This is a genomic window from Aminobacterium sp. EBM-42 (assembly GCF_001896635.1).
Classification (GTDB): Bacteria; Synergistota; Synergistia; order Synergistales; family Aminobacteriaceae; genus Aminobacterium; species Aminobacterium colombiense.
Genome location: NZ_MPPC01000011.1, coordinates 104,020 through 117,663, shown reverse-complemented (window position 1 = coordinate 117,663; position 13,644 = coordinate 104,020). Strand labels below are relative to the sequence as shown.

General features: G+C 46.5%; 11 protein-coding genes. 2 read left to right on the top strand and 9 right to left on the bottom strand.

Annotated elements, in window-relative coordinates; genetic code table 11:
- Positions 1–149: 149 nt before the first annotated feature.
- From BUC50_RS03950 to BUC50_RS03915, 8 genes are all read right to left on the bottom strand, one after another.
- The gene (locus tag BUC50_RS03950) at positions 150–1,118 is read right to left on the bottom strand and encodes an ABC transporter ATP-binding protein (RefSeq protein WP_273015551.1); all 969 of its coding nucleotides are present in this window, start codon (positions 1,116–1,118) and stop codon (positions 150–152) included.
- On the bottom strand, positions 1,090–2,787 hold the full coding sequence (locus tag BUC50_RS03945) for an ABC transporter permease (protein ID WP_213699927.1): 1,698 nt from the start codon (positions 2,785–2,787) through the stop codon (positions 1,090–1,092). The genes BUC50_RS03950 and BUC50_RS03945 overlap by 29 nt, the downstream gene beginning before the upstream one ends.
- A complete protein-coding gene (locus tag BUC50_RS03940; RefSeq protein WP_213699928.1) occupies positions 2,765–3,787 on the bottom strand; it encodes an ABC transporter substrate-binding protein in 1,023 nt (340 codons plus the stop codon). Before BUC50_RS03940 ends, BUC50_RS03945 begins: the two co-directional genes overlap by 23 nt.
- 157 nt (positions 3,788–3,944) lie before the next feature.
- Positions 3,945–4,838, bottom strand: a complete 894-nt coding sequence (locus BUC50_RS03935) for a DMT family transporter (RefSeq protein WP_286677172.1) — start codon at positions 4,836–4,838, stop codon at positions 3,945–3,947.
- 249 nt (positions 4,839–5,087) lie between these two features.
- A complete protein-coding gene (hutU, locus tag BUC50_RS03930) occupies positions 5,088–7,121 on the bottom strand; it encodes a urocanate hydratase (RefSeq protein WP_286677171.1) in 2,034 nt (677 codons plus the stop codon).
- Between the two features lie 32 nt (positions 7,122–7,153).
- Entirely contained in the window at positions 7,154–8,398 is a 1,245-nt protein-coding gene (gene hutI, locus BUC50_RS03925; protein WP_213700357.1) for an imidazolonepropionase, read from the bottom strand.
- A complete protein-coding gene (locus BUC50_RS03920) occupies positions 8,395–8,523 on the bottom strand; it encodes a hypothetical protein (protein ID WP_286677170.1) in 129 nt (42 codons plus the stop codon). The genes hutI and BUC50_RS03920 overlap by 4 nt, the downstream gene beginning before the upstream one ends.
- A gap of 19 nt (positions 8,524–8,542) precedes the next feature.
- Positions 8,543–9,292 (bottom strand): IclR family transcriptional regulator, encoded by a 750-nt coding sequence (locus BUC50_RS03915; RefSeq protein WP_286677169.1) that lies wholly within the window; start codon positions 9,290–9,292, stop codon positions 8,543–8,545.
- Positions 9,293–9,423: 131 nt separating this feature from the next.
- On the opposite strand from BUC50_RS03915, the gene BUC50_RS03910 reads away from it, so the two are divergent.
- A complete protein-coding gene (locus BUC50_RS03910; protein WP_273313130.1) occupies positions 9,424–10,569 on the top strand; it encodes an aldo/keto reductase in 1,146 nt (381 codons plus the stop codon).
- A 72-nt stretch (positions 10,570–10,641) separates the two neighbouring features.
- Here the strand turns inward: BUC50_RS03910 and BUC50_RS03905 are convergent, their stop codons facing one another.
- Positions 10,642–11,433, bottom strand: coding sequence for an SDR family oxidoreductase (locus BUC50_RS03905; protein ID WP_286677168.1), 792 nt, complete (start codon positions 11,431–11,433; stop codon positions 10,642–10,644).
- A 166-nt stretch (positions 11,434–11,599) separates the two neighbouring features.
- Here BUC50_RS03905 and BUC50_RS03900 point away from each other — a divergent pair, with 166 nt between their 5' ends.
- Positions 11,600–13,510: a S9 family peptidase gene (locus BUC50_RS03900; protein WP_286677167.1), complete on the top strand. Its 1,911-nt coding sequence runs from the start codon at positions 11,600–11,602 to the stop codon at positions 13,508–13,510.
- The last annotated feature ends 134 nt before the right edge of the window (positions 13,511–13,644 follow it).

Here is a 13,644-nt window from a genome sequence, read left to right as displayed (position 1 = left end):
CCTATTGTAGACCTTGTGGAGAAAATTACATAATTTTTTAAATGGCGTGGCGGGTATTTAGGGGCAGTAGGCGTTTAAAAGCGACGGCGAGCTCCCTTTCTATATTGTATAAAGCCGCTCTTTTTCACTTTTGAGGTTGCTCTCTCTTTTTAGGAAAGAAACATTATGTTCTCTTTGTTGAATGTAAACGTTACTTTTTCACCTACTTCCCATTTTCCATCGTTTCGGCTTAGAATATCCGCTTCTATTGTTTGGCCTTCCAGGTCAATAAAGTAGGTAGTCATGGCCCCTTTGAACTGATGGCCAAGAATTGTCCCTTCATATGAATCGGACATTTCAGGTTGATGTAAGAAAGTGATATCTTCAGGATGAACAGCAATCTTTGTTCCGCCTGGCAATGTGATAATATTGCTTCGTCCTATAAAATCCGCAACAAATGAGTTTTGTGCGTGGAAATAAATATTTCGAGGGGTATCTATTTGTATAATCTCTCCTTTCTCCATAACTACGATTCGATCTGAAAGAGCAAGGGCTTCTTCCTGGTCATGGGTTACGTAGATAGCAGTAATACCAATCCCCTTTTGAAGCTGTCTGATTTCCCTTCTCATCCGTATCCTAAGCTTGGCATCGAGATTACTCAGAGGTTCGTCAAGAAGCAGAACCTTTGGCTCTGTCACAAGGGATCTGGCAAGGGCCACGCGCTGCTGTTCCCCGCCGCTCAACTGGTCGATAGGTTTGGAGGCTGAATCGGGGAGGCCGACCTTTGCAAGCATTTCATGCCCCATCTGCATTGCTTTCTTGCGGTCTATTTTTTTGAACTTGAGGCCATAGATGACGTTCTGAAGTACTGTCATATGAGGAAAGAGAGCGTAGCTTTGAAAAACAGTGGCGGTAGGCCTTTTCTCAGGAGGAAGATGCATAATATCCTCTCCCTCGAGGATGATGCTTCCTTCATCGGGCTGAAGGAAACCGCCGATCATACGCAAGGTTGTTGTTTTTCCACACCCGCTTGGGCCTAAAAGAGAAACAAGTTCTCCTTCGTTCATGTCAAAAGAAAAATTACGAACTGCATAGGAGTGTCCAAATTTTTTATTGAGCTGCTTCAATTGAAGGTACATAACTTTCCTCCGTCTTTTGTGGGTCTGTTGTTTTTTTTCTCAAGAAGAACCATGAAAATCCAACATTTACAATCATGACAACAAGGATAATAACAGAAGCCATTACAGAGCTGACCCCGATATCCCCATTCTGAATAGCATCGAACATTTCTGCAGTAGCGACCTTTGTGTAAGGCGTAACGAGGAAAATGATCCCACCAACGGTAGTCATAGTAAACGTAAAGGTATTAATGAAGCTTACAAGAAAGGCTGGCTTGAGCGAAGGCATAATAATATCTTTAAAAACGTCCAATCCTTTCCCACCCTGATCTCGAACGGCATCCTCAAGTTCAGGATTGACTTGACTCAGCACAGAAATGCCGCTTTTTATTCCTAGGGTCAGCTGGCGATACACGCAGTTTACAACGATAAGAAACCCCGATCCAAGCAAAGCTTCCGGCATCCAGTTAAAGGCAAGGAGATAGGCAATGCCAAAAAAAGGGCCGGGCAATATAAATGGCAGATCAGCGATAAAATCTATGGTTCGGGTCAAGGGGCCCTTTTGCCTTCCTAAAAACCATGCCAGGGCTGTTCCCATAATTCCGGCAGTGAATGCTGCCAGTGTTGCATATTTAATGCTGCGAAGCAGGCAGTGAAGTTTAGCGAGCTTTAATGTCTGGAGGTGGTGGAGGGTTAATGAAAAGTTCACGCCCCATGTTTTGACAATGGCCCCGCAAAAGATTGTTCCATACTTTAGAAGTTCAAAAAGAATGAAGCTCCAGGTAACGGTGAAAATCACAGCGTTTGCCCACGAGGGCAGACGCGATCCTTGTGTATCTGCTCCTGTTACCCTTTTCGAGAAAAGAGGAGTTTTAGTCATCATTTTTCTATAGATAAGAAAAACAACGAAAGCTGGAATAACAAGTAGAGTTGAAATGGCAGATGCCTTGGGAAGATTGTAGATGCCTATAGCTGTCATGTAAGCCTGCGTGGCCAGGACATTATAATTCCCCCCAATAAACATGGGAGTTCCAAAGTCTGACAGAGAGCGAATAAAAACAATAAGTGCGGCGGTTACAATCCCCGGGCGCGCGAGAGGAAGGGTAACATGGCATAATGTGTTCCATTTGCTTCCGCCTAGATCAAGAGATGCTTGTTCCAAACTGCGGTCAATCCCTCTCAACACAGCTATAATCAAAAAAGCAGCAATGGTGGCCAGCTCGATGGATTCCATCATAATAATGCCGTGGGGGCCATAAGGACTCCAATGAAGTCCCAATAGTTTCCATGTAATAAGTCCCCTACGGCCAAAAAGCATAATATAGGCCAGAGATGAAACAAATGGAGGGGATATCATAGTTAAAAGGAGCACCATGACGAGGGCCTTTTTGGCTTTAAATGAGGTGTGGGTTATGTAAAGGGCACAACACACCCCGATGAACAAAGCTAGAATCGTGGTCCAAAAGCCCACAACGAGGCTGTTTTTTAAGAGAGTCCTGTTTATGACGAGCAGATTTCGATAATGCTCGAGGCTAAAAGCCCCATCGAAATAAACACTTCCCTTTAATATGCATACTGTTGGCCAGAGAATAAATATGAGTACGCTGGCTGCCATTAGGAGATAGATATAAAAGGGGGCACCTTTCGATGCCCCACCAAAGCTGTCTTTACTGTTCTGCCTTGCTGCCAAATTCTTTCTGCCACCTCTCAATAATGCTCTTTCTCATTTCTCCGGATTTTACAGGGTCAACGACAATGATCTTGGCTTCTTTAAGACCTTTCAGATATTCGGGAGCATCGGCATCAGGCCGGGTCCCCACTTTGGCGGTATTGGCCATCTGCACTTCTTGTCCTCGTTTAGAAAGGCTCCAGTCAACAAAGGCTTTAGCTGCTTCCATGTTTTTTGCCCCCTTCAGAATAGCAATGGGGGAGAGAAAACCGGGACTTCCTTCCTCTGGAAAAACTGAGACCACTGGATAGCCCTGTTCAATAATCTTTACGCCGCAATCGTATGGATCGATGCCAATGGCAACTTCTCCAAGGGCAGCTTTATTGGGAGGAGCAGCTCCACGCTTTGTGTAAAAGGGAATGTTAGAGTCAATCTTTTTTATAAGATCCCAGCCTTTTTCTTCACCGAAAAGCTGGATGAGGTGAAAGAGAACAGAATAATTTGTTCCAGAAATAGAGGGATTGCTCATAATGATCTCGCCTTTATACTCTGGTTTTCCCAGATCAGCCCAGCTTGCGGGCATAGGCAAGTTTTTCTCTTTTGCCACATCTTTGTTAATGATAAAGTCTACAGCGCACACTGAAAGACCAGTCCAGTATCCATTGGGATCTTTGTATTGAGCAGGAATTTTCTCTGCCTCCGGAGATATATAAGGTTCAAGAAATCCCTCTTCCGCGGCCTTTACATAACTATCGACGCCCCCACTGAACCAGGCATCGGCCAGAATTTTCCCGTTGGCGGCACGAAGCCTTGTAAGCACTTCTCCTGAAGACATATTCAAGTAATTCACCTTTATCCCTGTGTCTTTGGTGAATTCTGCCATGATCTCATCAATTCCCGTAGCGGCGATAAAAATGCTGATAGTCTGTCCGGCCAGAGGTTTATTGGCACTGGCAAAGGCTGCCGATCCTGCAGCAACAATTAGACAGACAAGTAAAAGAACTGTAAAAAAACGTTTCACCTTTCACCCTCCTTGAGCTATTTCTATGTTTTGGAATAGATTTTATTCCAAAAAGCAATAATACATAAAAGTGACATGAGAGTCAATGTTGTAATGCACAATATGGGGAGAAGAGGGGGGAAACAAAAAGAGGCTCCCTTTGAGGGGAGCCTCACGTCTAAACACCCATTGCGATGGATCCGCTAATGATGAGGGCCATCCCCGCCCAGTGGGAGGCCAGAGGATGTTCTCGCATAAAAATAATAGCTCCTATAGCCGTTAAGAAGGGGCTTGAAGCGGTGATAGGAGTCGCTACTGATGCAGGGGCGTAGTTCATGGCCAGGGCAAATACATATCCCCCTAAAGCCAGACCAACGCTCCCAGACATAAGTATGCTCATATAGTCTCCACGATGGGCCCGTCGCAGAGAAAGCCATCGCTCAGTGTTTTTTCTCGACATAAAACGCCATAGAAGCCATGATGAAGGTACCAGAAAAGCTGCTCTCCAGAAGGTTAGAGTGACAGGATCAATGCCTTGCATAGAGATGGCCCACTTCGTAAGGGGGATGGAAAGCCCCCAGCAGAGGGCTGCCATGAGGGCAGAAAGGTACCCTCTTTTAACTCGCGAAGTTGTATGAGCGGCTCTCTCCGATCCCCTCATGCATATGAGGCCGGCGATGATAAGGGCGGTTCCTGCAAGAACATGGAAAGAGATCTCCTCTTTGAGCCAGAAATAAGATAAAGCCGTGACAACAAGGGGGTAAGAACTGGTAATAGCAACAGAACGGCTGATGCCAAGGTCACGAATAGCAAGGAAATACAGAGTGTCCCCTACGATATTGCAAATAAGGATATTGACAAAAACAGAAAAAAGTACGAGATATCCTGAATGCCAGGCAAGTGCATAAGGACCGCTCGCCAGAGCTATAAAAAAAGAAGCCGCCAAAAAGCCAATAGAACGGATAGCATTGATCTCATAAAAATTGAGCTCCTTCATGCCCCTTTTAAGAAAAAGAGGAGAAGTAGCCCAACATGCCGCGGTAAGTATGCTAAAGGCAATTCCCAATACCATAATCATAATCCCTCTCGATAAATATTAAAGGATAAAAATGCCTAGGCCATTATAAAAAGTTTGGGGATTAAGTCCATGGCGACAGAAAAGCATAGGGGGATATCCATTCATTTTTTGAAGAAGATCCTTTTACTTTTGCACTCAATCGCATGTTTAAATCAAATTTGAGAGAAAGATCAGTAGATGTAAAGAGTGGAGCGTTCTTCATGAGAAATGCTCCACTCCATTAAAGGTTGATCCCTATAGTTTTTATCTCTTTTCCCAGGCTCCCTCCACGGTTTTCTCAATAAGTGCGTTGTCAGGAATGAATGGAAGGGTGAGATGATAGTTTTCAGCGTATTTTGTGTTTATATCCATAGCAACTTCTATAGCGTGGTCGCAGCGACTCCAGGCTCTGCGGGCGACGCCGCCGAGAACATCCCACATCATGGCTGATCTAATGATGTCATCAACTTCTGCCGAGCCGTCTAGAACCAATCCAAAGCCGCTGTTGATAACTTTGCCTATGCCTACTCCCCCGCCATTGTGCAGGGCGACAAGGGACATCCCCCGAGCGGCGTTTCCCGCGAAGCAATGAGAGGCCATATCCGCACAGATATTACTGCCGTCTTTAATGTTGGATGTTTCTCTGTAAGGGGAATCTGTTCCTGAAACGTCGTGGTGGTCTCGGCCGATCATGACGGGGCCGATTTTCCCTTCCCGCACCATTTTGTTAAAGGCAAGAGCAATGTTCCTCCGGCCTTCGGCGTCCTGATAAAGGATTCGGGCCTGGGTGCCGACGACGAGTCTGTTTTTTTCAGCGTCTTGGATCCATATGTAATTGTCGCGATCCTGAGGACGGCGATGGGAGTCGATGCAGGCCATAGCGGCATGGTCGGTCTTTGAAAGATCTTCAGGCTTTCCGCTTAGGCAGACCCAGCGAAATGGACCGTATCCGTAATCGAAGAGCAAGGGGCCCATAATATCTTCCACATAGGATGGAAAGATGAAGCCTTCTCTGGTGTCCTCCCCGTTCTTACATATTTCTTTTACGCCAGCATCAAAGACGGCCCTCATAAAAGAGTTGCCGTAATCGAAGAAGTACGTTCCTCTGTCAACAAGGGCCTTGATCAGTTGAAAATGTTTTTTGAGGCTTTTATCCACAAGGGCCTTGAATCTCACAGAATCTGAGTGAAGCATTTCAGTCCTCTCGGCAAAGGTCAAATCCTGGGGGCAATAGCCTCCGTCATATGGGGCATGGCATGATGTCTGGTCTGAAAGAAGTTCAATATGGATATTGTTTTGTACGGCATATTCCAGCAAATCGACGATATTTCCGTGGTAGGCAATAGAGAGGGTTTCCTTCTTGGCCATGTATTCCTTGGCCAGCGAAAAAGCTTCCTTTGCGTCATCTGTGATCCTCGATACCCAGCCCTGGTCGTATCGTGTCTGGATGCGAGAGGCGTCCACTTCCGCGACAATGCCAACTCCTCTGGCTATTTCTACCGCTTTGGGCTGAGCGCCGCTCATTCCTCCAAGGCCTGAAGAAACGAAGAGATGTCCCGCGAGGTCATCGTTGTTTCCAAGGCCGAGATGGAGGCGTCCGGCGTTGATAATGGTGTTGAAGGTGCCGTGGACAATGCCCTGAGGGCCAATATACATCCATCCCCCGGCGGTCATTTGTCCGTAGTTGGTGACCCCAAGCTGCATGAGGCGGTGCCACTCTTCCTGGTTATCGAAGATTCCTACGAGAAGGCCATTTGTGAGAATGACCCTTGGCGCGTCCGGTTTTGATTTAAAGAGCCCCATGGGGTGGCCGGATGCCACGACGAGGGTCTGATTTTCTGTGAGTTCTTCAAGATATTTTTTAATGAGACGGTATTGCATCCAGTTTTGGCAGACTTGTCCTGTTTCACCATAGGTGACAAGTTCGTAGGGATAGAGGGCAACATCGAAATCCAGATTGTTGTCGATCATAACCTGAAAGGCTTTGCCCGCAAGGCACTTCCCCTCGTATTCATCAACTGGTTTGCCGTAAATGCGTCCTTCCGGTCTGAAACGGTATCCATAGATTCGTCCCCGTGTCTTGAGCTCTTCCATGAATTCAGGGGCAACTTTTTCATGGAGTTCCTCTGGAATGTAGCGGAGCGCATTTTTCAATGCGAGCTCTGTTTCTTTTTTTGTAAGGGTCCAGCCCCTATCGGGGGCTCTTCGAATATCTTCCCTGAACTTCGGGTAGTCTGGAAGTTCAGATTCCATCTTGATTGTCATGGCCTGAGCGACCAGATTATTTGTGGATTCCATATAAAATCCCTCCTCTTGGCAGAAAGAAACTTTTAGGCGACCAAAACTCCTTTTTTATATACTGAAACAACAGGCGATACTCCGGCATGGTAGGCAAGGATAGCCGGGGAATCTCCGTCTAAAAGCAGGAAATCAGCTTGTTTTCCCACTTCAAGGCTGCCTACGGAATGTTGCCTCTCAAGGGCCCACGCGGCATTTATTGTTGATGCCACAAGGGCCTCTTGTACTGTCATATTCATATTCATAACGGCGAGGCCGAAGACAAAGGGCATTGATTCCGTAAAGCACGATCCGGGATTGCAGTCTGTAGCCAGAGCCACAGGAACATTAAGCTCTATCATTCTCCTGGCTGGGGCATAAGGTTTGCGAAGACTATAGGCAGTGGCTGGCAGAAGGTTAGCTATAACTTTTGCTTCTGCCATGGCTTTCAGATTTCTTTCTGAAGCGGCGAGCAGGTGCTCCGCAGAAACTGTTTGAAGTTCGGCAGCTAAGCCCGCTCCCCCCGTATCATAAACCTCATCTGCATGAATCCGCGGTTTAAGGCCGTGTTTTTGTGCCGATTGCAGAATCTTGCGGCTCTGTTGAAGGGTGAAAACACCATCTTCGCAGAATACATCGCAAAACCTGGCAAATCCCTGTTTTGCTACGGCGGGGATCATTTCATCGGTGAGAATGCTGACAAAGGTGTCAGGGTTTTCTTTGTATTCCTGGGGAACAGCATGGGCTCCCATAAAGGTAATGGCCACGTCAAGGGGAGTTTCCCGTCTGATGCGATCAATGACCCGAAGCATTTTCAGTTCTGTTTCAGTGTCGAGACCATAACCGCTTTTTATTTCTATTGTGGTTGTGCCGAAAGACAGGGCAGAAAGTACGTTTTCAAGGGTTGTCTGAAAAAGTTCTTCTTCACTTGCCTCCTTGACAGCTCTGACAGAAGAAAGAATTCCACCTCCAGCCCTAAGGATGTCGAGGTATGGAGTGCCGGCAATACGCTGAGAGAACTCCCTTTCCCGTCTGGCGGCGAAACAGATGTGGGTGTGAGGGTCGACAAAGCCTGGGATAAGGCAGCATCCTTCGCAATCGATCTCTATGTCCACATCGTAAAGAGAGAGGTCTTTTATTACGGCATGCTCCTCCCCTATTTTTTCAATGAGGCCGTTACGGCATAAAAGGGCTCCCCGAGCGATAGAGTCGACCTTCCCCTGATTATCTCCTGACAGTGGAGTTTGGCTTGATGCCGGGGTATAAATAGCTGCATTTCGAAAAAGAGAAGTGATCATTTTTGCTCCTCCTCTGCCATGTTGGGGTAACGTTCATGGTTTCTGACCTCTGGTAAGATGGCATCCATTACACGTTGGCGGCTCCCCTCGCTTAAATTTAAAGCACATTCTATGAGTTGTGTCATAGGTAAATTCCCCCGTTTCTTAGAGTTGGGATGATATCTGTGCTCCCCCTTCCATCAGAAGGGCACGAAGCTCTTCCACGTGCCCGTCAAAGCTGGAAGAAAGGCCAGCGATTCCCAGCTGACAGACAAACTGTCCGTTCCGATCAAATATGGGGATACTCAGGTCTCCCGCATGGATCATCCATTCTTCCTGGCTAAAGGCATATCTTTGTTTTTTGATGATTTCGATCTGATCTTTGAGCTCTTCAGGGTCAATTGTTGTTTTCGAAGTGAATGGCACACGTTCCTGGGAAAGGATTTTTTGCTGAATTTCCGGTTTGGCGAAGGCAAGGAGGATTTTCCCTGTGGCTCCGGCGTAAAGAGGGATAGCCATTCCCTTATGGGCAACGAATTTTAATGCCGTTGCCGGTTCTACAGAGTGGATGCATCTCCCTTCCGTTCCATTGAGAATAGAAAGAAGAACGGTTTTGTCGGTCTTTGCCGAAAGCTCTTTCATATAAGGGTCGCAGCGTTGAATGAGTTCATGGTAAAAGGCTTTTCGGTCAAACAAGAGGAAAAAACGGATGCCTGTACGAAAATTTTCAGTGATCGGATCTTGGTAAACCCAGTCTTCCTGTTTCAGAGAGCGAAGAAAACGGTGAACAGTGGTGCGTGGAATGCCAGTACGTTCTTCTATATCCCTGATGCTCAGCAGGTCATCGGCCCTGCTAAGAGTTTCCATAATGCGAACAATGCGAGGGATGACATCATGACGGGAAGAAGGTGCCATTCATACTCTCCTTTTGTATTGGGACAGATTGTCCCATAATCTGTTATTAAAATTTACCCTAATGCAAATGAAAAGTCAACCGCAGAAGATTTTGCTATACTAGACAGAAATGACTGAAAGGGGGAAAGGAGATGCAGTATAGACGTATGCCTGGAATGACAGAAGAACTTTCTATTCTCGGCTTTGGATGTATGCGTTTTCCTGTAACGCCAGAGGGGAATATTAATGAAGCAGAAGCCACCGAAATTTTGCGTTACGCCATTGACAACGGTGTGAACTATGTAGATACGGCCTGGTCTTACCATAACGAAATGAGTGAACCTTTTGTGGGAAGAGCGCTGCAGAATGGTTATAGAGAAAAGGTTAACCTTGCCACAAAGCTGCCATCGTGGCTCATCGAAAAACATGAAGACATGGATTTTTATTTAAATGAGCAGTTGCGGCGTTTAAGGACAGATACCATTGATTTTTATCTGGTCCATTCCCTCAACAGACAGCGTTGGGACAATATGGTGCAACATGATGTCTTCTCTTTTCTTGAACGGGCGAAAGCAGACGGGCGCATTCGCTACGGAGGTTTTTCCTTTCATGGAGAGTATGAGCTTTTTGAAGACATTCTTAACGCCTGGCATTGGGATTTTTGCCAGATCCAGTACAATTACCTTGATGAGAACTATCAGGCAGGGACCAGAGGATTAAAAGAAGCGGCGTCCCGTGGCCTTGGCGTGGTTATTATGGAGCCCTTAAGGGGTGGAAAGCTGGCCGTAAATGTGCCGGATGTCATTCAGAATATCTGGAAGGAAGCCAGGGAGGAAATGAGCCCTGCTGCCTGGGGATTGAGGTGGGTCTGGAACCATCCGGAGGTGTCGGTGGTCCTGAGCGGCATGAATTCTATAAACCAGGTGAAAGAAAATATCGCGGCAGCCGCGAAGGGTATCCCCGGTGCCTTGTCAGTTCACGATCTTGACGTTGTGGCAAGGGTTAAGGAAGAGTATAAAAGGCGGATGAAGGTGGATTGCACGAACTGCCGTTACTGTATGCCCTGCCCTCAGGGAGTGAATATTCCAGAATGCTTCAACCGCTATAACATGGCCTTTATGTTTGATGATGAGAAGATGGCCAAAGACACCTATTTTGTGTTTGTAAAAGACTATGAAAGGGCGAGCCTATGTGTTGAGTGTGGAGCCTGCGAAGAGGTTTGCCCTCAGAATCTTCCCATTCGCCAGCAGTTAAAAGAGGTAGTGTCCCTTTTTGAAAAGGATAAGGAAGAGAAATAGAGTTGCCATCTATAGTTTTGAAGATAAGGCGGATGAAGCGCTAAGCGGCCACTCTGCCTTATCTTTGGGGTTTTAAAGAACTGCTTTTACCATTCCTCCGTCGGCAAGTATGGTTTGCCCCGTGATGTAACTGTTTGCCTCTGAACAAAGGAAAACGGCAAGCCTGGCGTATTCGTCGGGGTGGCCATATCGGCCGAGAGGTATCTGATTCATGGCTTCACGGCTTATTTCATCTGCGGAAACCCCTCGCTTGACAGCTAAAGCCTGATCGAGCTGGCGTATTCGCTGGGTATCGAATCGTCCGGGCCCAATGGCATTGATCAGAATATTATAAGGGGCAAGCTCCTGTGAAAGAGTTTTTGTGAGGCCGATAACACCGAGTCTCAGAGTGTTTGATAGAATAAGGTTTTCTATTACCTGTTTAACGGAAGAAGACGTGGAATTCACGATCCGTCCCCACTTTTGAACCTTCATAAAAGGAAGTACCTCCCGAGTGGTTCTAATGTAGCTGAGAAGGTTGAGTTCGAAGGCTTTTTGCCACGCTTCATCGTCAAAGGTGTCAAAGGTTCCTGCAGGAGGCCCCCCCGCGTTATTTACAAGAATAGAAATGGGACCGAGCTTTTCTGTCGTCGAACGTATCAGATTTTTAATCTGCTCTCCTTTGGTTATGTCACATACTGTGTAATAGGGAGTTACGCTAGTGTCATCGGTAAGTTCCTGAACTGCGCGGTTAAGCATTTCTTCGTTGCGGCTAGCCATCATGACTGTTGCGCCTTCCATAAGGAATCGTCGAACTATAGACTTCCCCAGGCCGCTGCTTGACGCCATAATGAGGGCAACTCTGTTCTTAATACCTAGATCCATAACCACACCTCCTTTTCTCTAAGCCTTATTATAGTATTCTGTAAATTCAGTCTTGAATCAATAGGTCAAAAGCACTTTCGGCATTTTATCGGATTAGGCAAAGTGTCTTTCGTGATAAACTGACTTTTACATAATGAAAGATATATTCTTTGAAGGAGAGATTGGTATGTGGAAGCATATATTTCTTGCTGTTCTTGTGACGGGAATTGCCGTTGTCATTTTGATGTGGAATGCTGGAAGCCTATGGGCTCTCCCTCGCCAAATTCCTCTTGAAGATTTCTTTAGAAATCCTGAAAAGGTTTCTTTTTCTCTTTCCCCCAATGGAGAATATTTAGCGTATACGCAACCGTGGCAACGGCGCATGAATGTCTATGTGCAAAAAATAGGATCTCATGATGAGCCTTTGCGCCTCACAGAAGCCACGGCCCGAAATGTAGCCGGGTACTTCTGGAAGGGAAATGATCGCATAATATATATTCAGGACTCTGGCGGGGATGAAAATTATCACCTCTTTTCCGTTGACATTACCGGCAAGAATAAAAAAGAACTCACGCCCTTTCCTAACGTGCGGGTTTCAATTGTCGATGATCTGGAAGATGTGGAGAACGAAATGATCATTGCCATGAATCGGCGGGATTCTCGTCTTTTCGATGTGTATCGAATCAATGTTACCACAGGGGAAATGGGCCTTGTTGCTGAAAACCCTGGGGATATTGCCGGATGGCTGACAGACAATGAGGGGAAGCTTCGGGCGGCAGTAAGAAGCGATGGCGTTCAGACAAGTCTTTTATACAGAAAAACTGAGGATGAACCTTTCCGCACAGTTATAACGACTAATTTTAAGGATTCGGTGAGCCCCCTCTTCTTTACCTTCGATAACCGCTATCTTTATGTAGCCTCTAACCTCCATCGGGACAAGAGCGCTATTTATCGTTATGACCCAGAAACAGGAACGTTTCTCGATTTGGTTTATGAGCACCCCGAAGTTGATGTTTACAGGCTTCTTCGATCTAAAAAACGCCAGGTTATTACGGGAGTTCGCTTTATCACAGATAAGGGGCATTACGCTTTTTTTGATGAGGAACGGAGGCAGCTGCAGGCCATACTAGAAGAAAAGCTTCCAGGATACGAAGTTGGGGTAGCGAGTATGAGCCGCGATGAAAATAGAATGCTTGTATATGCGGGAAGCGACCGAACCCTGGGCTCCTACTATTTTTACGACCGCAATACGGGGGATTTCGAGAAACTCGCGGATTTAAGTCCGTGGTTAAAAGAAGAAGAGATGGCGCCGATGAGGTTTATTACGTACACATCCCGTGATGGGCTGACCATTCACGGCTATCTTACCCTGCCTGTAGGAGTAGAGCCGAAAAATCTGCCAGTGGTTGTTCATCCCCATGGAGGTCCGTGGGCCAGGGATGCTTGGGGCTTCAGCCCTGAAGTTCAATTTCTTGCCAACAGAGGATATGCGGTTCTGGAGATGAATTTCAGAGGATCCACTGGGTATGGCAAAAGTTTCTGGGTTGCTGGTTTTCGGCAATGGGGGCGTAACATGCAAAATGACATTACCGATGGGGTGAGTTGGCTCATAAAAGAGGGTATAGCTGACGCAGAGAGAGTTGGCATTTACGGCGCTTCCTATGGCGGTTATGCTGTTTTAGCTGGACTGGCCTTTACTCCGGAGATCTATGCTTGCGGTGTTGATTTTGTTGGGCCTTCCAATCTTTTCACCTTGCTTGAAACCCTTCCTCCCTATTGGGAACTGGGGCGGCAAATGATGTATGAACAGGTTGGCGATCCTGAAAAAGACAAGGATTTACTTCGCTCAGTTTCTCCTGTGTTTCACGCGGATAAAATACGGGCGCCTCTTTTTGTTGCTCAGGGAGCAAATGACCCGCGGGTCAAAAAGGCTGAGTCAGATCAGATTGTGGAAGCGTTGCGTAAGCGCAATATAGACGTTGAATATATGATCAAAGATAACGAGGGACATGGTTTCGCAAATGAAGAGAACCGCTTCGATTTTTACCGGGCTATGGAAACTTTTTTAAGCAGGCACTTGGGAAAACCCACGAAGTGACGTTTGGTCTGAAGAATTTTTGTGAAACTTGCTGGGACTGCGTTTAAATGGCGTAATGTTATGTTCGCAACATGGAAAATGTCAAGATATCGCAGAGGGGGCTGTGAGAAGCCCCCTCTGTTGCGATTTTCTAG